Source organism: Aeromonas mytilicola subsp. aquatica (assembly GCF_044336385.1).
Taxonomy (GTDB): domain Bacteria; phylum Pseudomonadota; class Gammaproteobacteria; order Enterobacterales; family Aeromonadaceae; genus Aeromonas; species Aeromonas rivipollensis.
The window spans coordinates 3764250-3790198 of the sequence record NZ_CP172298.1 but is presented as its reverse complement, the minus strand read 5'-3'; the positions used below and the strand labels follow the sequence as shown (position 1 = coordinate 3790198).

Genomic DNA, 25949 nt, shown 5'->3' with positions numbered 1-25949 from the left:
AACTAATTTTATTCCCCGTCAAACACCCTTCGTTTTCGGCGCGAATCCAAGCCTCATTTCGGTCTGTTCGTTCGATTTTTCTCACTGGTATCTGGTCGGACTAACGGGCACATTGGAGGCTGGAAATCTATGCCCATTGATATTTCAGGAGAAACCATGAGCAGCAAGAGCATCGTACTGGATCAGGATGTCGTCGTTACCCAATTGCAAGGCAAAGTCTACCTGGTTGCCGCTGACGGGAGCCAGACGCTTCTTTCTGAAGGCGATGTGCTGCCCAAGGATGCAGTATTGCTCGCTCCTGAAGGGGCCAGCTTCCAGGGGGGGGAGACCACCTTTACCCTGAGCCCGAGCAACACTCCCGAGTCTGAAGAGTCCCAGTTGGCACAGGGGGATGTACCTGACGACATCGCCGCCCTGCAGCAGGCGATTCTGGCGGGGACAGACCCGACCCAGGCATTTGAAGCGTCGGCGGCGGGCGGGGCACCCGCTGCGGGCAACGTAGGCGGCGTTGCTGGTGCCAGCGGCAACGGTGGCTTCATCACCATCGACAGAACCGGTGATGCCACCATCTCCAGCGCTGGCTTTGATTCCGCCAATCCGGATGATGCCGCTCCGCTGGTCGAAGCGCAGGATGACGAGGATGAGCTCCTCGATCTCACCGCACCCACCATCACTGTGTCCGCGCCGGACAACATCAACGACAGCACCCCGACCCTCACCGGGACCACGGATGCCGCTCCCGGCAGCACAGTGACCCTGGTGGTGACCGATGCCAACGGCAACCAGCAGACTCTGATCACCACTGTCAATCCGGATGGCAGCTTTAGCGTGGATGTGGAGACTCCTCTGCCGGACGGCGGCTATGACGTGACCGCCAGCGTGACAGACCCCGCCGGCAATACCGGCACCGCCACCGACGATGGCAGCGTGGACAGCACGGCGCCTTCTGTCACTGTGACTGGGCCGGACAACACCAACGACAGCACCCCGACCATCACGGGCACCACAAATGCCGCCCCTGGCAGCACAGTGACCCTGGTGGTGACCGATGCCAATGGCAACCAGCAGACCCTGACGGCCACAGTTCAGCCGGATGGGACTTACAGCTCTAATGTGGTCACCCCCCTGCCGGATGGCGGCTATGACGTGACTGCCAGCGTGACCGATCCTGCCGGCAATACCGGCACTGCCGCCGATGATGGCAGCGTGGACACCACCGCCAACATCACGGTGAGCCTGGATGACGTGAACGCGGGCAATGTGGCCGACGCGCCCATCAGCGGCACCTCCGATGTCGGTGCCAACCGCACCGTGACCCTGGTGATCACCGATGCCAACGGCGACAAGGTGACCGTCACCGCCGTCACTGATGCCAATGGCAACTACAGCACCACCGCGGACCTGAGTGGTCTGGCGGATGGCAGCCTGACCGTCGAGGCCAGCGTCACCGACGCGGCGGGCAACCGCGCTGATGCCCGTGATGACACCACCTTGCTCGACACCACGGCGCCGGTAGACCTCGCCATCAAGCTCGATGGCGACATCACCGCCGACGACGTCATCAACGCCACCGAAGCGGGTCAGCAGATCCCGGTCACCGGTCGCGTGGGTGGCGACGTCCAGGTGGGCGACACCGTCACCCTGACGGTGAACGGCAAGACCTTCACCGGCCAAGTGCTGGCCGACAAGACCTTCAGCATCAAGGTGCCGGGAGCGGATCTGGTGGCGGATGGTGACAAGGTGATCGACGCCAGCGTGACCAGCACCGATGCGGCGGGCAACAGCGCCACTGCGACTGGCAGCGAAGGCTACAGTGTGGACACCCAGGGCCCGAGCGTGCTGGTCAACATCGTCGACAGCCAGATCATCGCGGGCGAGACCAGCCCCGTGACCTTCACCTTCAGCGAGCAGGTGACCGGGTTTGACCTGAGCGACCTCGACGTGGTGGGCGGCACCGTCAGCAACCTCACCACCGCCGATGGCGGCAAGACCTGGAGCGCGACCTTCACCCCGGATGCGAACTTCACCGGCACCGCCAGTGTGACCGTCAAGCCGGAGAGCTACACCGACCTGGTGGGCAACAAGGGCACCGGCGGCAGCGACAGCGCGGCCACTGATACCCAGGCGACCGGTGCGCCGACCGTGGTCATCACCGAAGATGCCAACAACGACGGCACCATCAGCAACACCGAGATCAGCGGCCAGGTGAACGTGGAAGTGGGCCTGCCGGGCGAAGCCAAGGCGGGTGATACCCTCAAGGTGAGCGGCCAGGCAGACCGGGTGCTGACCGATGCCGACATCAGCGCAGGCAAGGTGGGCTACGAGTTTGACCGTCCGGCGGACGGGGTGAAGCTCACCGTGACTGCCACCATCGTCGACGGGGCGGGCAACGAATCCCTGCCGGGCAGCGACAGCGCGACCATGGGCGACACCACCGCGACCGGTGCGCCGACCGTGGTCATCACCGAAGATGCCAACAACGACGGCACCATCAGCAACACCGAGATCCGCGGCCAGGTGAACGTGGAAGTGGGCCTGCCGGCCGAGGCCAAGGCGGGTGACACCCTCAAGGTGAGCGGCCAGGCAGACCGGGTGCTGACCGATGCCGACATCAGCGCAGGCAAGGTGGGCTACGAGTTTGACCGTCCGGCGGACGGGGTGAAGCTCACCGTGACTGCCACCATCGTCGACGGGGCGGGCAACGAATCCCTGCCGGGTAGCGACAGCGCGACCATGGGCGACACCACCGCGACCGGTGCGCCGACCGTGGTCATCACCGAAGATGCCAACAACGACGGCACCATCAGCAACACCGAGATCAGCGGCAAGGTGAACGTGGAAGTGGGCCTGCCGGGCGAAGCCAAGGCGGGTGATACCCTCAAGGTGAGCGGCCAGGCAGACCGGGTGCTGACCGATGCCGACATCAGCGCAGGCAAGGTGGGCTACGAGTTTGACCGTCCGGCGGACGGGGTGAAGCTCACCGTGACTGCCACCATCGTCGACGCGGCGGGCAACGAATCCCTGCCGGGTAGCGACAGCGCGACCATGGGCGACACCACCGCGACCGGTGCGCCGACCGTGGTCATCACCGAAGATGCCAACAACGACGGCACCATCAGCAACACCGAGATCAGCGGCAAGGTGAACGTGGAAGTGGGCCTGCCGGGCGAAGCCAAGGCGGGTGATACCCTCAAGGTGAGCGGCCAGGCAGACCGGGTGCTGACCGATGCCGACATCAGCGCAGGCAAGGTGGGCTACGAGTTTGACCGTCCGGCGGACGGGGTGAAGCTCACCGTGACTGCCACCATCGTCGACGCGGCGGGCAACGTCTCCCTGCCGGGTAGCGACAGCGCGACCATGGGCGACACCACCGCGACCGGTGCGCCGACCGTGGTCATCACCGAAGATGCCAACAACGACGGCACCATCAGCAACACCGAGATCCGCGGCCAGGTGAACGTGGAAGTGGGCCTGCCGGGCGAAGCCAAGGCGGGTGACACCCTCAAGGTGAGCGGCCAGGCAGACCGGGTGCTGACCGATGCCGACATCAGCGCAGGCAAGGTGGGCTACGAGTTTGACCGTCCGGCGGACGGGGTGAAGCTCACCGTGACTGCCACCATCGTCGACGGGGCGGGCAACGAATCCCTGCCGGGCAGCGACAGCGCGACCATGGGCGACACCACCGCGACCGGTGCGCCGACCGTGGTCATCACCGAAGATGCCAACAACGACGGCACCATCAGCAACACCGAGATCAGCGGCCAGGTGAACGTGGAAGTGGGCCTGCCGGGCGAAGCCAAGGCGGGTGATACCCTCAAGGTGAGCGGCCAGGCAGACCGGGTGCTGACCGATGCCGACATCAGCGCAGGCAAGGTGGGCTACGAGTTTGACCGTCCGGCGGACGGGGTGAAGCTCACCGTGACTGCCACCATCGTCGACGCGGCGGGCAACGAATCCCTGCCGGGTAGCGACAGCGCGACCATGGGCGACACCACCGCGACCGGTGCGCCGACCGTGGTCATCACCGAAGATGCCAACAACGACGGCACCATCAGCAACACCGAGATCAGCGGCAAGGTGAACGTGGAAGTGGGCCTGCCGGGCGAAGCCAAGGCGGGTGATACCCTCAAGGTGAGCGGCCAGGCAGACCGGGTGCTGACCGATGCCGACATCAGCGCAGGCAAGGTGGGCTACGAGTTTGACCGTCCGGCGGACGGGGTGAAGCTCACCGTGACTGCCACCATCGTCGACGCGGCGGGCAACGTCTCCCTGCCGGGTAGCGACAGCGCGACCATGGGCGACACCACCGCGACCGGTGCGCCGACCGTGGTCATCACCGAAGATGCCAACAACGACGGCACCATCAGCAACACCGAGATCCGCGGCAAGGTGAACGTGGAAGTGGGCCTGCCGGGCGAAGCCAAGGCGGGTGACACCCTCAAGGTGAGCGGCCAGGCAGACCGGGTGCTGACCGATGCCGACATCAGCGCAGGCAAGGTGGGCTACGAGTTTGACCGTCCGGCGGACGGGGTGAAGCTCACCGTGACTGCCACCATCGTCGACGGGGCGGGCAACGTCTCCCTGCCGGGTAGCGACAGCGCGACCATGGGCGACACCACCGCGACCGGTGCGCCGACCGTGGTCATCACCGAAGATGCCAACAACGACGGCACCATCAGCAACACCGAGATCAGCGGCAAGGTGAACGTGGAAGTGGGCCTGCCGGGCGAAGCCAAGGCGGGTGACACCCTCAAGGTGAGCGGCCAGGCAGACCGGGTGCTGACCGATGCCGACATCAGCGCAGGCAAGGTGGGCTACGAGTTTGACCGTCCGGCGGACGGGGTGAAGCTCACCGTGACTGCCACCATCGTCGACGCGGCGGGCAACGAATCCCTGCCGGGCAGCGACAGCGCGACCATGGGCGACACCACCGCGACCGGTGCGCCGACCGTGGTCATCACCGAAGATGCCAACAACGACGGCACCATCAGCAACACCGAGATCAGCGGCAAGGTGAACGTGGAAGTGGGCCTGCCGGGCGAAGCCAAGGCGGGTGATACCCTCAAGGTGAGCGGCCAGGCAGACCGGGTGCTGACCGATGCCGACATCAGCGCAGGCAAGGTGGGCTACGAGTTTGACCGTCCGGCGGACGGGGTGAAGCTCACCGTGACTGCCACCATCGTCGACGCGGCGGGCAACGAATCCCTGCCGGGTAGCGACAGCGCGACCATGGGCGACACCACCGCGACCGGTGCGCCGACCGTGGTCATCACCGAAGATGCCAACAACGACGGCACCATCAGCAACACCGAGATCAGCGGCCAGGTGAACGTGGAAGTGGGCCTGCCGGGCGAAGCCAAGGCGGGTGATACCCTCAAGGTGAGCGGCCAGGCAGACCGGGTGCTGACCGATGCCGACATCAGCGCAGGCAAGGTGGGCTACGAGTTTGACCGTCCGGCGGACGGGGTGAAGCTCACCGTGACTGCCACCATCGTCGACGCGGCGGGCAACGTCTCCCTGCCGGGTAGCGACAGCGCGACCATGGGCGACACCACCGCGACCGGTGCGCCGACCGTGGTCATCACCGAAGATGCCAACAACGACGGCACCATCAGCAACACCGAGATCAGCGGCAAGGTGAACGTGGAAGTGGGCCTGCCGGGCGAAGCCAAGGCGGGTGATACCCTCAAGGTGAGCGGCCAGGCAGACCGGGTGCTGACCGATGCCGACATCAGCGCAGGCAAGGTGGGCTACGAGTTTGACCGTCCGGCGGACGGGGTGAAGCTCACCGTGACTGCCACCATCGTCGACGGGGCGGGCAACGAATCCCTGCCGGGCAGCGACAGCGCGACCATGGGCGACACCACCGCGACCGGTGCGCCGACCGTGGTCATCACCGAAGATGCCAACAACGACGGCACCATCAGCAACACCGAGATCAGCGGCAAGGTGAACGTGGAAGTGGGCCTGCCGGGCGAAGCCAAGGCGGGTGACACCCTCAAGGTGAGCGGCCAGGCAGACCGGGTGCTGACCGATGCCGACATCAGCGCAGGCAAGGTGGGCTACGAGTTTGACCGTCCGGCGGACGGGGTGAAGCTCACCGTGACTGCCACCATCGTCGACGGGGCGGGCAACGAATCCCTGCCGGGCAGCGACAGCGCGACCATGGGCGACACCACCGCGACCGGTGCGCCGACTGTGGTCATCACCGAAGATGCCAACAACGACGGCACCATCAGCAACACCGAGATCAGCGGCCAGGTGAACGTGGAAGTGGGCCTGCCGGGCGAAGCCAAGGCGGGTGACACCCTCAAGGTGAGCGGCCAGGCAGACCGGGTGCTGACCGATGCCGACATCAGCGCAGGCAAGGTGGGCTACGAGTTTGACCGTCCGGCGGACGGGGTGAAGCTCACCGTGACTGCCACCATCGTCGACGGGGCGGGCAACGAATCCCTGCCGGGCAGCGACAGCGCGACCATGGGCGACACCACCGCGACCGGTGCGCCGACCGTGGTCATCACCGAAGATGCCAACAACGACGGCACCATCAGCAACACCGAGATCCGCGGCCAGGTGAACGTGGAAGTGGGCCTGCCGGCCGAGGCCAAGGCGGGTGACACCCTCAAGGTGAGCGGCCAGGCAGACCGGGTGCTGACCGATGCCGACATCAGCGCAGGCAAGGTGGGCTACGAGTTTGACCGTCCGGCGGACGGGGTGAAGCTCACCGTGACTGCCACCATCGTCGACGGGGCGGGCAACGAATCCCTGCCGGGTAGCGACAGCGCGACCATGGGCGACACCACCGCGACCGGTGCGCCGACCGTGGTCATCACCGAAGATGCCAACAACGACGGCACCATCAGCAACACCGAGATCAGCGGCAAGGTGAACGTGGAAGTGGGCCTGCCGGCCGAAGCCAAGGCGGGTGATACCCTCAAGGTGAGCGGCCAGGCAGACCGGGTGCTGACCGATGCCGACATCAGCGCAGGCAAGGTGGGCTACGAGTTTGACCGTCCGGCGGACGGGGTGAAGCTCACCGTGACTGCCACCATCGTCGACGCGGCGGGCAACGAATCCCTGCCGGGCAGCGACAGCGCGACCATGGGCGACACCACCGCGACCGGTGCGCCGACCGTGGTCATCACCGAAGATGCCAACAACGACGGCACCATCAGCAACACCGAGATCAGCGGCAAGGTGAACGTGGAAGTGGGCCTGCCGGGCGAAGCCAAGGCGGGTGATACCCTCAAGGTGAGCGGCCAGGCAGACCGGGTGCTGACCGATGCCGACATCAGCGCAGGCAAGGTGGGCTACGAGTTTGACCGTCCGGCGGACGGGGTGAAGCTCACCGTGACTGCCACCATCGTCGACGCGGCGGGCAACGAATCCCTGCCGGGTAGCGACAGCGCGACCATGGGCGACACCACCGCGACCGGTGCGCCGACCGTGGTCATCACCGAAGATGCCAACAACGACGGCACCATCAGCAACACCGAGATCAGCGGCAAGGTGAACGTGGAAGTGGGCCTGCCGGGCGAAGCCAAGGCGGGTGATACCCTCAAGGTGAGCGGCCAGGCAGACCGGGTGCTGACCGATGCCGACATCAGCGCAGGCAAGGTGGGCTACGAGTTTGACCGTCCGGCGGACGGGGTGAAGCTCACCGTGACTGCCACCATCGTCGACGCGGCGGGCAACGTCTCCCTGCCGGGTAGCGACAGCGCGACCATGGGCGACACCACCGCGACCGGTGCGCCGACCGTGGTCATCACCGAAGATGCCAACAACGACGGCACCATCAGCAACACCGAGATCAGCGGCAAGGTGAACGTGGAAGTGGGCCTGCCGGGCGAAGCCAAGGCGGGTGACACCCTCAAGGTGAGCGGCCAGGCAGACCGGGTGCTGACCGATGCCGACATCAGCGCAGGCAAGGTGGGCTACGAGTTTGACCGTCCGGCGGACGGGGTGAAGCTCACCGTGACTGCCACCATCGTCGACGCGGCGGGCAACGTCTCCCTGCCGGGTAGCGACAGCGCGACCATGGGCGACACCACCGCGACCGGTGCGCCGACCGTGGTCATCACCGAAGATGCCAACAACGACGGCACCATCAGCAACACCGAGATCAGCGGCAAGGTGAACGTGGAAGTGGGCCTGCCGGGCGAAGCCAAGGCGGGTGATACCCTCAAGGTGAGCGGCCAGGCAGACCGGGTGCTGACCGATGCCGACATCAGCGCAGGCAAGGTGGGCTACGAGTTTGACCGTCCGGCGGACGGGGTGAAGCTCACCGTGACTGCCACCATCGTCGACGGGGCGGGCAACGAATCCCTGCCGGGCAGCGACAGCGCGACCATGGGCGACACCACCGCGACCGGTGCGCCGACCGTGGTCATCACCGAAGATGCCAACAACGACGGCACCATCAGCAACACCGAGATCAGCGGCAAGGTGAACGTGGAAGTGGGCCTGCCGGGCGAAGCCAAGGCGGGTGACACCCTCAAGGTGAGCGGCCAGGCAGACCGGGTGCTGACCGATGCCGACATCAGCGCAGGCAAGGTGGGCTACGAGTTTGACCGTCCGGCGGACGGGGTGAAGCTCACCGTGACTGCCACCATCGTCGACGGGGCGGGCAACGAATCCCTGCCGGGCAGCGACAGCGCGACCATGGGCGACACCACCGCGACCGGTGCGCCGACCGTGGTCATCACCGAAGATGCCAACAACGACGGCACCATCAGCAACACCGAGATCAGCGGCCAGGTGAACGTGGAAGTGGGCCTGCCGGGCGAAGCCAAGGCGGGTGACACCCTCAAGGTGAGCGGCCAGGCAGACCGGGTGCTGACCGATGCCGACATCAGCGCAGGCAAGGTGGGCTACGAGTTTGACCGTCCGGCGGACGGGGTGAAGCTCACCGTGACTGCCACCATCGTCGACGGGGCGGGCAACGAATCCCTGCCGGGCAGCGACAGCGCGACCATGGGCGACACCACCGCGACCGGTGCGCCGACCGTGGTCATCACCGAAGATGCCAACAACGACGGCACCATCAGCAACACCGAGATCCGCGGCCAGGTGAACGTGGAAGTGGGCCTGCCGGCCGAGGCCAAGGCGGGTGACACCCTCAAGGTGAGCGGCCAGGCAGACCGGGTGCTGACCGATGCCGACATCAGCGCAGGCAAGGTGGGCTACGAGTTTGACCGTCCGGCGGACGGGGTGAAGCTCACCGTGACTGCCACCATCGTCGACGGGGCGGGCAACGAATCCCTGCCGGGTAGCGACAGCGCGACCATGGGCGACACCACCGCGACCGGTGCGCCGACCGTGGTCATCACCGAAGATGCCAACAACGACGGCACCATCAGCAACACCGAGATCAGCGGCAAGGTGAACGTGGAAGTGGGCCTGCCGGGCGAAGCCAAGGCGGGTGATACCCTCAAGGTGAGCGGCCAGGCAGACCGGGTGCTGACCGATGCCGACATCAGCGCAGGCAAGGTGGGCTACGAGTTTGACCGTCCGGCGGACGGGGTGAAGCTCACCGTGACTGCCACCATCGTCGACGCGGCGGGCAACGAATCCCTGCCGGGCAGCGACAGCGCGACCATGGGCGACACCACCGCGACCGGTGCGCCGACCGTGGTCATCACCGAAGATGCCAACAACGACGGCACCATCAGCAACACCGAGATCAGCGGCAAGGTGAACGTGGAAGTGGGCCTGCCGGGCGAAGCCAAGGCGGGTGATACCCTCAAGGTGAGCGGCCAGGCAGACCGGGTGCTGACCGATGCCGACATCAGCGCAGGCAAGGTGGGCTACGAGTTTGACCGTCCGGCGGACGGGGTGAAGCTCACCGTGACTGCCACCATCGTCGACGCGGCGGGCAACGAATCCCTGCCGGGTAGCGACAGCGCGACCATGGGCGACACCACCGCGACCGGTGCGCCGACCGTGGTCATCACCGAAGATGCCAACAACGACGGCACCATCAGCAACACCGAGATCAGCGGCAAGGTGAACGTGGAAGTGGGCCTGCCGGGCGAAGCCAAGGCGGGTGATACCCTCAAGGTGAGCGGCCAGGCAGACCGGGTGCTGACCGATGCCGACATCAGCGCAGGCAAGGTGGGCTACGAGTTTGACCGTCCGGCGGACGGGGTGAAGCTCACCGTGACTGCCACCATCGTCGACGCGGCGGGCAACGTCTCCCTGCCGGGTAGCGACAGCGCGACCATGGGCGACACCACCGCGACCGGTGCGCCGACCGTGGTCATCACCGAAGATGCCAACAACGACGGCACCATCAGCAACACCGAGATCAGCGGCAAGGTGAACGTGGAAGTGGGCCTGCCGGGCGAAGCCAAGGCGGGTGACACCCTCAAGGTGAGCGGCCAGGCAGACCGGGTGCTGACCGATGCCGACATCAGCGCAGGCAAGGTGGGCTACGAGTTTGACCGTCCGGCGGACGGGGTGAAGCTCACCGTGACTGCCACCATCGTCGACGGGGCGGGCAACGAATCCCTGCCGGGCAGCGACAGCGCGACCATGGGCGACACCACCGCGACCGGTGCGCCGACCGTGGTCATCACCGAAGATGCCAACAACGACGGCACCATCAGCAACACCGAGATCAGCGGCAAGGTGAACGTGGAAGTGGGCCTGCCGGGCGAAGCCAAGGCGGGTGATACCCTCAAGGTGAGCGGCCAGGCAGACCGGGTGCTGACCGATGCCGACATCAGCGCAGGCAAGGTGGGCTACGAGTTTGACCGTCCGGCGGACGGGGTGAAGCTCACCGTGACTGCCACCATCGTCGACGCGGCGGGCAACGAATCCCTGCCGGGCAGCGACAGCGCGACCATGGGCGACACCACCGCGACCGGTGCGCCGACCGTGGTCATCACCGAAGATGCCAACAACGACGGCACCATCAGCAACACCGAGATCAGCGGCCAGGTGAACGTGGAAGTGGGCCTGCCGGGCGAAGCCAAGGCGGGTGACACCCTCAAGGTGAGCGGCCAGGCAGACCGGGTGCTGACCGATGCCGACATCAGCGCAGGCAAGGTGGGCTACGAGTTTGACCGTCCGGCGGACGGGGTGAAGCTCACCGTGACTGCCACCATCGTCGACGGGGCGGGCAACGAATCCCTGCCGGGCAGCGACAGCGCGACCATGGGCGACACCACCGCGACCGGTGCGCCGACCGTGGTCATCACCGAAGATGCCAACAACGACGGCACCATCAGCAACACCGAGATCCGCGGCCAGGTGAACGTGGAAGTGGGCCTGCCGGCCGAGGCCAAGGCGGGTGACACCCTCAAGGTGAGCGGCCAGGCAGACCGGGTGCTGACCGATGCCGACATCAGCGCAGGCAAGGTGGGCTACGAGTTTGACCGTCCGGCGGACGGGGTGAAGCTCACCGTGACTGCCACCATCGTCGACGGGGCGGGCAACGAATCCCTGCCGGGTAGCGACAGCGCGACCATGGGCGACACCACCGCGACCGGTGCGCCGACCGTGGTCATCACCGAAGATGCCAACAACGACGGCACCATCAGCAACACCGAGATCAGCGGCCAGGTGAACGTGGAAGTGGGCCTGCCGGGCGAAGCCAAGGCGGGTGATACCCTCAAGGTGAGCGGCCAGGCAGACCGGGTGCTGACCGATGCCGACATCAGCGCAGGCAAGGTGGGCTACGAGTTTGACCGTCCGGCGGACGGGGTGAAGCTCACCGTGACTGCCACCATCGTCGACGCGGCGGGCAACGAATCCCTGCCGGGCAGCGACAGCGCGACCATGGGCGACACCACCGCGACCGGTGCGCCGACCGTGGTCATCACCGAAGATGCCAACAACGACGGCACCATCAGCAACACCGAGATCAGCGGCCAGGTGAACGTGGAAGTGGGCCTGCCGGGCGAAGCCAAGGCGGGTGATACCCTCAAGGTGAGCGGCCAGGCAGACCGGGTGCTGACCGATGCCGACATCAGCGCAGGCAAGGTGGGCTACGAGTTTGACCGTCCGGCGGACGGGGTGAAGCTCACCGTGACTGCCACCATCGTCGACGCGGCGGGCAACGAATCCCTGCCGGGCAGCGACAGCGCGACCATGGGCGACACCACCGCGACCGGTGCGCCGACCGTGGTCATCACCGAAGATGCCAACAACGACGGCACCATCAGCAACACCGAGATCAGCGGCCAGGTGAACGTGGAAGTGGGCCTGCCGGGCGAAGCCAAGGCGGGTGACACCCTCAAGGTGAGCGGCCAGGCAGACCGGGTGCTGACCGATGCCGACATCAGCGCAGGCAAGGTGGGCTACGAGTTTGACTGTCCGGCGGACGGGGTGAAGCTCACCGTGACTGCCACCATCGTCGACGCGGCGGGCAACGAATCCCTGCCGGGCAGCGACAGCGCGACCATGGGCGACACCACCGCGACCGGTGCGCCGACCGTGGTCATCACCGAAGATGCCAACAACGACGGCACCATCAGCAACACCGAGATCAGCGGCAAGGTGAACGTGGAAGTGGGCCTGCCGGGCGAAGCCAAGGCGGGTGATACCCTCAAGGTGAGCGGCCAGGCAGACCGGGTGCTGACCGATGCCGACATCAGCGCAGGCAAGGTGGGCTACGAGTTTGACCGTCCGGCGGACGGGGTGAAGCTCACCGTGACTGCCACCATCGTCGACGGGGCGGGCAACGAATCCCTGCCGGGCAGCGACAGCGCGACCATGGGCGACACCACCGCGACCGGTGCGCCGACCGTGGTCATCACCGAAGATGCCAACAACGACGGCACCATCAGCAACACCGAGATCAGCGGCAAGGTGAACGTGGAAGTGGGCCTGCCGGGCGAAGCCAAGGCGGGTGATACCCTCAAGGTGAGCGGCCAGGCAGACCGGGTGCTGACCGATGCCGACATCAGCGCAGGCAAGGTGGGCTACGAGTTTGACCGTCCGGCGGACGGGGTGAAGCTCACCGTGACTGCCACCATCGTCGACGCGGCGGGCAACGAATCCCTGCCGGGTAGCGACAGCGCGACCATGGGCGACACCACCGCGACCGGTGCGCCGACCGTGGTCATCACCGAAGATGCCAACAACGACGGCACCATCAGCAACACCGAGATCAGCGGCAAGGTGAACGTGGAAGTGGGCCTGCCGGGCGAAGCCAAGGCGGGTGATACCCTCAAGGTGAGCGGCCAGGCAGACCGGGTGCTGACCGATGCCGACATCAGCGCAGGCAAGGTGGGCTACGAGTTTGACCGTCCGGCGGACGGGGTGAAGCTCACCGTGACTGCCACCATCGTCGACGCGGCGGGCAACGTCTCCCTGCCGGGTAGCGACAGCGCGACCATGGGCGACACCACCGCGACCGGTGCGCCGACCGTGGTCATCACCGAAGATGCCAACAACGACGGCACCATCAGCAACACCGAGATCAGCGGCAAGGTGAACGTGGAAGTGGGCCTGCCGGGCGAAGCCAAGGCGGGTGACACCCTCAAGGTGAGCGGCCAGGCAGACCGGGTGCTGACCGATGCCGACATCAGCGCAGGCAAGGTGGGCTACGAGTTTGACCGTCCGGCGGACGGGGTGAAGCTCACCGTGACTGCCACCATCGTCGACGCGGCGGGCAACGAATCCCTGCCGGGTAGCGACAGCGCGACCATGGGCGACACCACCGCGACCGGTGCGCCGACCGTGGTCATCACCGAAGATGCCAACAACGACGGCACCATCAGCAACACCGAGATCAGCGGCAAGGTGAACGTGGAAGTGGGCCTGCCGGGCGAAGCCAAGGCGGGTGATACCCTCAAGGTGAGCGGCCAGGCAGACCGGGTGCTGACCGATGCCGACATCAGCGCAGGCAAGGTGGGCTACGAGTTTGACCGTCCGGCGGACGGGGTGAAGCTCACCGTGACTGCCACCATCGTCGACGCGGCGGGCAACGTCTCCCTGCCGGGTAGCGACAGCGCGACCATGGGCGACACCACCGCGACCGGTGCGCCGACCGTGGTCATCACCGAAGATGCCAACAACGACGGCACCATCAGCAACACCGAGATCAGCGGCAAGGTGAACGTGGAAGTGGGCCTGCCGGGCGAAGCCAAGGCGGGTGATACCCTCAAGGTGAGCGGCCAGGCAGACCGGGTGCTGACCGATGCCGACATCAGCGCAGGCAAGGTGGGCTACGAGTTTGACCGTCCGGCGGACGGGGTGAAGCTCACCGTGACTGCCACCATCGTCGACGGGGCGGGCAACGAATCCCTGCCGGGCAGCGACAGCGCGACCATGGGCGACACCACCGCGACCGGTGCGCCGACCGTGGTCATCACCGAAGATGCCAACAACGACGGCACCATCAGCAACACCGAGATCAGCGGCAAGGTGAACGTGGAAGTGGGCCTGCCGGGCGAAGCCAAGGCGGGTGACACCCTCAAGGTGAGCGGCCAGGCAGACCGGGTGCTGACCGATGCCGACATCAGCGCAGGCAAGGTGGGCTACGAGTTTGACCGTCCGGCGGACGGGGTGAAGCTCACCGTGACTGCCACCATCGTCGACGGGGCGGGCAACGAATCCCTGCCGGGCAGCGACAGCGCGACCATGGGCGACACCACCGCGACCGGTGCGCCGACCGTGGTCATCACCGAAGATGCCAACAACGACGGCACCATCAGCAACACCGAGATCAGCGGCCAGGTGAACGTGGAAGTGGGCCTGCCGGGCGAAGCCAAGGCGGGTGACACCCTCAAGGTGAGCGGCCAGGCAGACCGGGTGCTGACCGATGCCGACATCAGCGCAGGCAAGGTGGGCTACGAGTTTGACCGTCCGGCGGACGGGGTGAAGCTCACCGTGACTGCCACCATCGTCGACGGGGCGGGCAACGAATCCCTGCCGGGCAGCGACAGCGCGACCATGGGCGACACCACCGCGACCGGTGCGCCGACCGTGGTCATCACCGAAGATGCCAACAACGACGGCACCATCAGCAACACCGAGATCCGCGGCCAGGTGAACGTGGAAGTGGGCCTGCCGGCCGAGGCCAAGGCGGGTGACACCCTCAAGGTGAGCGGCCAGGCAGACCGGGTGCTGACCGATGCCGACATCAGCGCAGGCAAGGTGGGCTACGAGTTTGACCGTCCGGCGGACGGGGTGAAGCTCACCGTGACTGCCACCATCGTCGACGGGGCGGGCAACGAATCCCTGCCGGGCAGCGACAGCGCGACCATGGGCGACACCACCGCGACCGGTGCGCCGACCGTGGTCATCACCGAAGATGCCAACAACGACGGCACCATCAGCAACACCGAGATCAGCGGCCAGGTGAACGTGGAAGTGGGCCTGCCGGGCGAAGCCAAGGCGGGTGATACCCTCAAGGTGAGCGGCCAGGCAGACCGGGTGCTGACCGATGCCGACATCAGCGCAGGCAAGGTGGGCTACGAGTTTGACCGTCCGGCGGACGGGGTGAAGCTCACCGTGACTGCCACCATCGTCGACGCGGCGGGCAACGAATCCCTGCCGGGCAGCGACAGCGCGACCATGGGCGACACCACCGCGACCGGTGCGCCGACCGTGGTCATCACCGAAGATGCCAACAACGACGGCACCATCAGCAACACCGAGATCAGCGGCAAGGTGAACGTGGAAGTGGGCCTGCCGGGCGAAGCCAAGGCGGGTGATACCCTCAAGGTGAGCGGCCAGGCAGACCGGGTGCTGACCGATGCCGACATCAGCGCAGGCAAGGTGGGCTACGAGTTTGACCGTCCGGCGGACGGGGTGAAGCTCACCGTGACTGCCACCATCGTCGACGCGGCGGGCAACGAATCCCTGCCGGGCAGCGACAGCGCGACCATGGGCGACACCACCGCGACCGGTGCGCCGACCGTGGTCATCACCGAAGATGCCAACAACGACGGCACCATCAGCAACACCGAGATCAGCGGCAAGGTGAACGTGGAAGTGGGCCTGCCGGGCGAAGCCAAGGCGGGTGACACCCTCAAGGTGAGCGGCCAGGCAGACCGGGTGCTGACCGATGCCGACATCAGCGCAGGCAAGGTGGGCTACGAGTTTGACCGTCCGGCGGACGGGGTGAAGCTCACCGTGACTGCCACCATCGTCGACGCGGCGGGCAACGAATCCCTGCCGGGCAGCGACAGCGCGACCATGGGCGACACCACCGCGACCGGTGCGCCGACCGTGGTCATCACCGAAGATGCCAACAACGACGGCACCATCAGCAACACCGAGATCAGCGGCAAGGTGAACGTGGAAGTGGGCCTGCCGGGCGAAGCCAAGGCGGGTGATACCCTCAAGGTGAGCGGCCAGGCAGACCGGGTGCTGACCGATGCCGACATCAGCGCAGGCAAGGTGGGCTACGAGTTTGACCGTCCGGCGGACGGGGTGAAGCTCACCGTGACTGCCACCATCGTCGACGCGGCGGGCAACGAATCCCTGCCGGGCAGCGACAGCGCGACCATGGGCGACACCACCGCGACCGGTGCGCCGACCGTGGTCATCACCGAAGATGCCAACAACGACGGCACCATCAGCAACACCGAGATCAGCGGCAAGGTGAACGTGGAAGTGGGCCTGCCGGGCGAAGCCAAGGCGGGTGATACCCTCAAGGTGAGCGGCCAGGCAGACCGGGTGCTGACCGATGCCGACATCAGCGCAGGCAAGGTGGGCTACGAGTTTGACCGTCCGGCGGACGGGGTGAAGCTCACCGTGACTGCCACCATCGTCGACGCGGCGGGCAACGAATCCCTGCCGGGCAGCGACAGCGCGACCATGGGCGACACCACCGCGACCGGTGCGCCGACCGTGGTCATCACCGAAGATGCCAACAACGACGGCACCATCAGCAACACCGAGATCAGCGGCAAGGTGAACGTGGAAGTGGGCCTGCCGGGCGAAGCCAAGGCGGGTGACACCCTCAAGGTGAGCGGCCAGGCAGACCGGGTGCTGACCGATGCCGACATCAGCGCTGGCAAGGTGGGCTACGAGTTTGACCGTCCGGCGGACGGGGTGAAGCTCACCGTGACCGCCACCATCGTCGACGCGGCGGGCAACGAATCCCTGCCGGGTAGCGATAGCGCGACCATGGGCGACACCACCGCGACCGGTGCGCCGACCGTGGTCATCACCGAAGATGCCAACAACGACGGCACCATCAGCAACACCGAGATCCGCGGCCAGGTGAACGTGGAAGTGGGCCTGCCGGCCGAGGCCAAGGCGGGTGATACCCTCAAGGTGAGCGGCCAGGCAGACCGGGTGCTGACCGATGCCGACATCAGCGCAGGCAAGGTGGGCTACGAGTTTGACCGTCCGGCGGACGGGGTGAAGCTCACCGTGACCGCCACCATCGTCGACGCGGCGGGCAACGAATCCCTGCCGGGTAGCGACAGCGCGACCATGGGCGACACCACCGCGACCGGTGCGCCGACCGTGGTCATCACCGAAGATGCCAACAACGACGGCACCATCAGCAACACCGAGATCCGCGGCCAGGTGAACGTGGAAGTGGGCCTGCCGGCCGAGGCCAAGGCGGGTGACACCCTCAAGGTGAGCGGCCAGGCAGACCGGGTGCTGACCGATGCCGACATCAGCGCAGGCAAGGTGGGCTACGAGTTTGACCGTCCGGCGGACGGGGTGAAGCTCACCGTGACCGCCACCATCGTCGACGCGGCGGGCAACGAATCCCTGCCGGGCAGCGATAGCGCGACCATGGGCGACACCACCGCGACCGGTGCGCCGACCGTGGTCATCGTGGACGATGTCAACAACGACCAGATGCTGACCAAGACCGAGATCGGCAACGATCAGATCCAGGTGCGTGCCGGGGTCAGCCATGCCGATCTGGTCGCGGGCGGCAAGGTGACGCTGATCATCAACAATGGTGTCGTCAGCAATACGGTTGAACTGACGTTGAAAGCCGATGGCACGCTGCAATCGAACAATGGCAAGAGCTATGGCTATCAGAACGGCATGATCAGCTGGACTGAGGCGACGCCGGGCAGTGGGACATCGTTGACGGTGACCGCGACCCAGACCGACAAGGCGGGCAACACCTCTCTGCCGGGCAGCGATACTGCGCTGGTATTGGCCGTTCCCGTCACTTCCGGCGGCTACGCCAGTGGCGCCGAAGACACACCACTTTCCCTGAAGTGGAGCGATTTCAAGGCCAGCGATGCCGATACACCAGATGCTCAGCTGTCGATCAGGATCACCTCACTGCCAGCCGATGGCTTGCTCCAGTACAAGGATGCTGACGGTAAATGGCAGACAGTGACACAGGCTCTGGTGAATAGCGGGCTGACATTCAGCAAGGGGGATATTGATGCAGGCAAGCTGCAGTTCTTGCCTGATCTTCATGAGTCGAGCTCGGCTGCGGGCAACAATGGCGGCACTCCAGGCAACAAGCTTGGCGATTATGCCGCTTTTGATTACCAGGTCAGCGATGGTGTCAATTCCAGTGACAACGCCAAGTTCGTTATTGATATCAAGCCAGTGGTTGATGGCGTGATACTCAAGGTTGAGCTGGTGAGTGGCGGTTTGACCCCGGGGGCGGCGAAGGTGGAAGAGATCCTGGACTCCTTGCAAGGCAAAAATCCATCATCGAACCCGACCGGGGGGAATGATTATCTGGTTTCCAGCAATGGCACCTGGGTAGATGGCGGGGCTGGCAACGATACGATCAAGTTCGGCAGCGGTACAAGCTTCCAGGCTATCGGTGGGGCTGGCAACGACACCCTGATCGGTGGGGCCAGCGTCAATGAGCACCTGATTGGCGGTGACGGAGATGACATTCTGATCGGTGGCAAGAATGCAACGTCCTCGGTCAAGCTGCAGGGGGATGGGGGCAACGACACGCTCATCTCTCAAAGCCTGAAGGCAACCACTTCCTATTACGGTGGTGACGGCCAGGATGTTGCCTACATGCCCGGCTCGATGAAGGCGCTGAAACTGGTCACGACCGGTTTACCCAACAGCTGCGACTACCGGCTTGTCTATACAGACCCCGTCACTGGGGCGGTGACCAACCATGACTTCTACAGTGTCGAAACCCTCTATCTTCAAGATGGCAAGTACGAGTTTGAGGGTGGCCAGCTGAGCAAGGTTGCCGACCTTGCAACCCTGAAGATAGATGCTGACTTGATAGACACAGACGGTAGCGAGCGCTTTACCGAGCTGACCATCAAGGGACTGCCGCAGGGGACTGAGGTCTCCGGCGGTACTCTGCAGGCTGACGGCAGTTGGAAGGTGCCAGCCAGCATGCTGGATCAGGATGGCAAATTGTCGCTGCAGGTTGAACTGCCGGTCGGTAGCCAGAATATCAAGGTTACCGTTGTGGCGGGCTCGCAAGAGTACGACATGAATGGTCAACCTATCTCGGGTGAAGTGAAATTTACCGAGGCAGACGCCGGCTTCATGATCAAACCGGCCAATCCGAATGGTGACAACACCGTTGATGGCGGCGGTGGTGATGATGTGCTGCTGGGCGATATAGGTGGCATCAAGACGTCGGTCGAGCCTGGCAAGAATTACAATGTCGCCTTGATTGTGGATACCTCAGGCAGCATGAAATATGGCCTCAATGGGAGTCAGAATCCCAGTTCAGGTCAGGATCGGATGACATTGACGATCAATGCACTGAAAGTGTTGGCCAACCAGCTGACCAGCCACGATGGCGTGGTCAACGTGACGCTGATCGGTTTCGCCGGGTCGGCCAGCAATATGTTGAAGATCGAAGATCTCAACTCGGCAAACCTGCAGACGCTGATCAACAAGATCACGACCCTGTCTGCCAATGGGGCGACCAACTACGAGGATGCCTTCATCAAGGCGACCGAGTGGTTCAATACCAAGCCGGGTAGCGGGACAGGCCTGAAATTCGAAAACCTGACCTACTTCCTGACCGATGGCGATCCCACTGTGCACAACGGCGACTCCTCGTCTGGTGGTACCACGAATGATGCCGACATGCAGAAGGCAATCGACGCCTTTACATCTCTGTCGGGATTGAGCGAGGTCAAGGCGATTGGCATAGGTACCGGTGTGACGGAGGGTAACCTGAAGTATTTCGACAATACCCAGGTGACCGGTGCGGGCAGTCAATATGGCCAGTCGCAAATACTGAATGACTTCTCGAGTAATAGTGGTGTGTGGAGAGCGAGCAGTTGGGGTAAAGCTGGCGATAGCTCCGGCACCGTTGTGAGAGACAACGACAAGATTGAGTTGACTGATAAAGCCTCTTCCGGTGCGTCGATCTTTACCAGTGCAACACTGGCGGTCGCTGCAGGTAATGGCATCCGCTTTGATTTGTCTACAGATCGCGATTTTTCTTCCGGTGACAGTTTCTCGGTGCAATTACAGCGTTTGAATGGCTCGAGCTGGGTCAATGTCGGTAGTGCTTTAAATACGACAGGGATGATCGACAGTGGTCCTCTGGCCGCAGGCGATTATCGCTATGTCTTTACATTGAATGATGTAGAAGATTGGTGGGATAACACATCGGCCACGCTGGTGATAGATAACCTCGGCAAGGTGACGTACCCGCCGATCGGTCAACCCGACATTATCACCAAGGCCGAGGATCTCCAGGCCGTGCTTGTGGGTGGCTCGGTGACGAATACTCCCGCAGAGGTTGGTTCGGATACGGTCAAGGGCGGCGCAGGCAACGACATCCTGTTTGGCGATGCCATTAACACAGATTATCTGCCCTGGGGCGCGGCGGGCAATCCGGCCAAGCCGACGGACTGGGTCAATGGCAAGGGACTGGATGGCTTGACCCAGTTCCTGACCTTGAAGAACGGCTATGCCCCCAGCACCGTAGAGCTGTACGAATATATCAAGGCCAATGCCAAGTCATTTGATGTCGCGGGTGATACTCGTGGCGGACATGACAAGCTGTATGGTGGCCTGGGAGACGACATCCTCTTCGGCCAGGGAGGTAACGACGAACTCTCCGGCGATGCTGGCAACGACACCCTCTATGGCGGGACCGGCAATGACATACTGAGTGGCGGGCTGGGCAACGACATCCTCATCGGTGGGCTTGGCAACGACGTTCTCAAGGGAGATGCCGGGGCTGACACCTTCACCTGGCTGAAGGGGGACACGGTCGCAGGCTCCGTTGCCAAGGACTATGTGGTCGATTTCTCCAAGGCCGAAGGGGACAAGCTGGATCTGAGTGACCTGCTCGACAGCGATGGCAGCAAGAACCAGAGCTCCCTGAAGAGCCTGCTCTCTGTGTTCCAGGACAGCGAAGGGGTGCACCTGCAGGTGAAAGAGAGCAGCGCGGCAGCGGTGACCCAGGAGATAGTGCTGGTGAACCACACCTTCGACACCCTGACCGGGGGATCGGGGTCCACGGCCAACCAGGTCATCGACTACATGTTGAACAACAATCTGCTGGATATCGACAAGTAAGCCAGCCAGATGGACACAAAGCGGCAGAGCAATCTGCCGCTTTTTTTATGTGCGTCATTCGGCTTGTGGGGTGATGGAAAGTGGGGTGAAGGAAAGAGGGGGGTATGCAGGTCAGGGGAGGGGGCTGCAGACCCTGTGTTGCCGGGTAAAAGAAGGGCGCCGACTCGAACGAGGGGCGCCCCGGGGTCATCCGCATTGGGTGCTCAAGGATCAGGCATTGACCTGGGCCAGACGGGAATCGCGCTGAAAGCAGTTCACCAGCAGCAGCAGGGTGGTGACGCCGACGGTGCCGAGCACCAGCCAGGGCAGCCAGGGTTGTCCCTGGGCCATGGCGTAGTCGTGCAGGGCGCCGCCCCCCACGTAACCCGTCATGCCACCCAGCGCCAGACCCAGGCGACTGAACCCCATGTAGCTGCCGCGCGCCCCCGGCTGGGCCAGCTTGGTCATGAGCGTCTCCCGCGCCGGCTCGGCGATGACGATGCCGAGATAGAAGCAGGCAAGCAGCATGAAGACGGCGGGCAAGGTGGTGGCAAAGGCCACCAGCCCTATCCCTGCCGTCATCAGCAACACCCCCGCCATCAGGCGGTTTTCCAGCTTGAAGTGGCGCTCGCCGTAACGGGCAAGGGGGTAGAGCAGAGCCAGGGAGATGGCCGTCTCCAGGGTATACATCCAGCCCACCGCCGTGGTGCTGCCTGCCATCTGCTTGACCAGGATGGGGAAGATCAGCATCACCTGTACCCAGAGCGCGTAGTAGCCGCTCAGGATCAGCACCAGCCGGCAGAAGGCCTTGTCCGCCAGCACCTGGCCGAGGCCTGTCCGGATCGGCGTCGGGCGCAGGGAGAGCTTGTAGGGGGGCAGGATCAGCAGGTTGCACAGGGCCGCGCAGACGAACAGGCCGGCCCCCAGCAGGCAGACATATTCAAAGTCGAAGTTGAGCAGCCAGCTGCCGAGCAGGGCCCCCACCACGGCGCCGGCGCTCTCCAGCATCATCAGCAGGGAGATGTAGCGGCCGCGCTCCCGCGGGCGGGTGAACTTGATCACCAGGGCGGCCCGGGGGGGATCGAACAGGCAGCCGCCTAGCCCCGAGATGATGCAGGAGACGATGAGTTCCAGCCCGCTCTGGGCATAGGCCAGGCTGGCAAAGCCCAGCGCCCGCAGCAACATGCCGCAGACGATGAGGGGGCGAGCCCCGAACTTGTCGGCGAGGGAGCCGCCGAAGACCCCCAGCCCCTGCTGGGTCAATTGACGCAGGCCCAGCGCCAGTCCGACCACACCGGCGGCCCAGCCAAGCTGGTCCACGAATCGCAGGCTTATCATGGGCATCACCACGAAGAACCCCAGGATCACCAAGAGGGAATCCAATGCCAAGAACCACCGCCCCAACCGCCTCGCCCGCTCCACCATGACCCTTATACCCCTGCTTGCTTCGATGACATTATTTGTTGTGTACTCATCATCCGAATGGCGCCGTCACCAAACAGAGCCAAGGGCGACGATAAGTCCCTGACTCGCTGGCGTTCTGCCATTTCACGACGATTGATGCTGCTATTCTGGTGGGGCTCCAGATATAGTGGTAGCCGACAACTGGCTATATTTCATATTGGATTTGGTTATGGCTGTGACACTCGACGATTTGCAATTGCTGCTGGATGTGGCCAACCGTGGCAGCTTCAGCAAGGTGGCGGCCATTCGCGGCTGGTCACAACCCATGGTCAGCCAGCGGATCGCCGTGCTGGAGCAGGAGCTGGGCCAGTCCCTGTTCCGCCGTCACCGCCGTGGCGCCACCCCCACACCGGCCTGCGAGCAGTTCCTGCCGGCGGCCACCAGCGCTTTGAGTGCTCTGGAGGGGGGGCGGCTGGCGATGCAGGGGGCACCCGCCTTGCCGCGGATCCGGCTCTCCTGCCTTCCCTCCCTGACTACTGTGGTGTTTGGTCCCCTGCTGCTGGCCCTGGTGGACGAGGCGTTCGAGATCCGCTGCAGCACGGATCACTCCGGCGTCATCATGCAGGAGCTGCTGACCGGCGAGACCGACGTCGGCTTCATCCTCAAGTGTCCCGCCATCGCGGGCATCCAGCTCGAGCTGCTCTATCGCTCCCCCATCATAGCCGTGGCCTGCGCCACCCACCCGCTGGCCGGACGGCAGGGGCTGACCCTGCAAGACATCGCCAACGAGCGGCTGGCCCCCCAGCAGTGGGGCACAGGCTGTGACGAGCTGATCCTGCAACTGCGGCTGCTGCGCCAGGTAGCGAGCCCGCTGCACGCCATCCAGCCCGCCAGTGCGGCGCGGGAGCTGGCACTGGAGCACGGCTTCATCACCCTGATGCCGGCGCTCGCCATCACCCGGGATCTGGAGTTTGGTCGCCTGGTGAAACTGGATGTGACGGATCTGCCGCCGGATCACTGGGATGTGATGATGGCCTGGCGCAGCGGCAAGCGGCCCAACCCCGCCAAGGAGCGGGTGCTGGAGGCGGCGCGCACCCTGGCCCGGCGCTGGTCGGGCAAGTCCACATAAAAAAGCGCCGGACAAGTCCGGCGCTCTCCCTTCACTGACATTCGGGCTCAGTAGCTGGCCTTGAGGCTCACCCCCGAGAAGGCACCGAAACCGCTCAACTGCACGTGCCAGGTCCCGGCCTTGGGCGCGTTCAGGGTACAGGTTTCGGCGTTGCCGCTCTTGTAGGGGCGGCAGTCATAGCTGTTGCTGGTCGGCTCGCTGCCAAATTTCACGTAGAGATCCGCATCCCCGCTGCCGCCGCTGCTGGCGATCACCAGTTGGCTCTTGCCGGTCGGCACCTCGACGGTGTAGTTCAGCTTGCCCCCCTTGGCGGCGGTGAGATTGGTCACAGCGACCCCGTTTTGCAGCACCTTGTCGGGCTGGGGCGTGGCGCCACAGCTGGCGTTGACTCCGACAGCGGTGAAGGCGGTGGCGACGTCGGTCAGGCTGTAGCCGAGATCGGTAGCCGCCCTGGTCACGCCGCAGGCGCCCTGATCGAAGCTGGTGTTGGCCCCCCAGTAGAGGCGGTTTGCCAGCACGAACACCTCGAACGCCTTGCGGGTGTTCCAGCCGCCGGTGTTGGCCAGCAGGTAGAAGGCGCGGTTGTAGACCCCCGAGCTGTGGTGCACGTCGATGCCGTCATAGTAATCGCTGGCGTGGCCGATGGAGCTGCCATCCCGGGTCGGATCCTCGAAGTAGCGCAGAGAGCCGTTGCCCTTGAAGATCTGGGCCCCCACCAGCCAGTCGTTGCTGCCCTTCATGTAGTTCTCGGCCGCTTCCCCCGCCATGTCGGAGAAGGCCTCGTTGATGCCGCCCGACTGACCCGAGTAGACCAGTCCCGAGTTCTGCTCGGTGAAGCCGTGGCTCACCTCGTGGGCCGCCACATCCAGGCTCACCAGCGGATAGAAGGTGGTGGCACCGTCGCCGAAGGTCATCTGGCTGCCGTCCCAGAAGGCGTTCTCGTAGTTGCGGCCGTAGTGCACCCGCATCTTGAGCTTGAAGCTCAGCGGCGCCGTGTTGTACCAGTTGCGGTACATGTCGAACACCACGTTGCCGAAGTAGTGGGCATCGTTGAGGGGGGAGTAGGCGCCGTTGATCTCCTTGACCCTGTTCTCCGGGCAGCTGAACTGGTGCACTGCGCCCCCACTGGTGGCGTGATTGAGGTTGATGGTGTCCACGTTGCTGCTGCTCATGCGGCAGCTGTCGTCCACCTTGAGGGGACCAAAATCGGCGCCATAGAAGTACTTGCCGGTCTTGAGGTTGCCCCCCGGGCCTGTGGCGTCCTGGTGGTTGATCCCCTCCCAGCGCTTGAGCTCGTTGCCGCTCTGGGCATCTATCATCACGAAGGGGCGGCTCGGTTGTTCGCTTGTCGCGAGCCAGGAGACCAGGTAGACCAGGCGGGCCTGACCGGTCTCATCCTGCATCACGAACAGTTTGACCCGCTCGTTGCTGCCCTTGGCACCGGCGCGGGCCTTGAGGGCGGCATCGGCAGGGGAGAGGGTGGCGGTCGGGCCCGTCAGGTCGGTATCTATCTTGCGCAGCATGGTGCCGGACACTTGGTTGACCTGGCCCCCCAGGGCCTGATCGGCCACCAGCACCTGACCCCAGACCGGGATGCCTTGCCAGGTCTGCTCATAACGCACCCGCTGCTGGCCATTGGGCAGCGTCACCGTCCGCACCTGGCGAAACTCGCCATCCCCTGTGGCGAGGGCGCCTATCCTGGCGGCGCCGCTCACAGCGCCGGTCAGGTCGGAGACCTGGTTCACTTCCACCTGTTCTGCCGCCATGGCGGCGCTTCCCGAGCAGGCCAGTACCACGGCCAAATAGACTTTGTTCATCTCGTCTTTCCTTAGTCGATGAAGATTGCACGCCGGGTCCGTTGCCCGGCGCTCTTACACTAGTGCGGTGGTCTGAAATAACTGCCTGTCATATGTGACAGAGCAGCATAAAGGCGTAGCAGATCTGACTGTTGCCATCCTTGGCTGCTGAAATTTGTCATGAATGTGGTGACTTGTGCCAAGGGAAGGGCTGATTGCTGCAAGGC

The 25949-nt window shown here is 64.7% G+C and carries 4 protein-coding genes; 2 read left to right on the top strand and 2 right to left on the bottom strand.

The features are described 5' to 3' along the window. The first annotated feature begins 156 nt into the window (after positions 1-156). Positions 157-21414 carry an Ig-like domain-containing protein gene (locus ACFWHB_RS17250; RefSeq protein ID WP_395948928.1) on the top strand — a complete coding sequence of 7086 codons (21258 nt, stop codon included), beginning with the start codon at positions 157-159 and terminating at the stop codon, positions 21412-21414. A 210-nt stretch (positions 21415-21624) separates the two neighbouring features. Here ACFWHB_RS17250 and mdtH read toward each other — a convergent pair whose 3' ends face one another. Continuing rightward, on the bottom strand, positions 21625-22818 hold the full coding sequence (gene mdtH / locus ACFWHB_RS17245; RefSeq protein WP_139746124.1) for a multidrug efflux MFS transporter MdtH: 1194 nt from the start codon (positions 22816-22818) through the stop codon (positions 21625-21627). A gap of 208 nt (positions 22819-23026) precedes the next feature. Between mdtH and ACFWHB_RS17240 the strand changes: the two genes are divergently transcribed. Beyond that, positions 23027-23926 carry a LysR family transcriptional regulator gene (locus tag ACFWHB_RS17240; RefSeq protein WP_395948927.1) on the top strand — a complete coding sequence of 300 codons (900 nt, stop codon included), beginning with the start codon at positions 23027-23029 and terminating at the stop codon, positions 23924-23926. Between the two features lie 47 nt (positions 23927-23973). On the opposite strand, the gene ACFWHB_RS17235 is transcribed toward ACFWHB_RS17240, so the two are convergent. Beyond that, entirely contained in the window at positions 23974-25743 is a 1770-nt protein-coding gene (locus ACFWHB_RS17235; protein WP_395948926.1) for a M4 family metallopeptidase, read from the bottom strand. Positions 25744-25949: the final 206 nt, after the last annotated feature.

Bases quoted from the DNA above. Each gene is read 5' to 3' on its own strand.
- ACFWHB_RS17250 (WP_395948928.1), top strand. From the start codon at position 157: ATGAGCAGCAAGAGCATCGTACTGGATCAGGATGTCGTCGTTACCCAA.
- mdtH (WP_139746124.1), bottom strand. From the start codon at position 22,818: ATGGTGGAGCGGGCGAGGCGGTTGGGGCGGTGGTTCTTGGCATTGGAT.
- ACFWHB_RS17240 (WP_395948927.1), top strand. From the start codon at position 23,027: ATGGCTGTGACACTCGACGATTTGCAATTGCTGCTGGATGTGGCCAAC.
- ACFWHB_RS17235 (WP_395948926.1), bottom strand. From the start codon at position 25,743: ATGAACAAAGTCTATTTGGCCGTGGTACTGGCCTGCTCGGGAAGCGCC.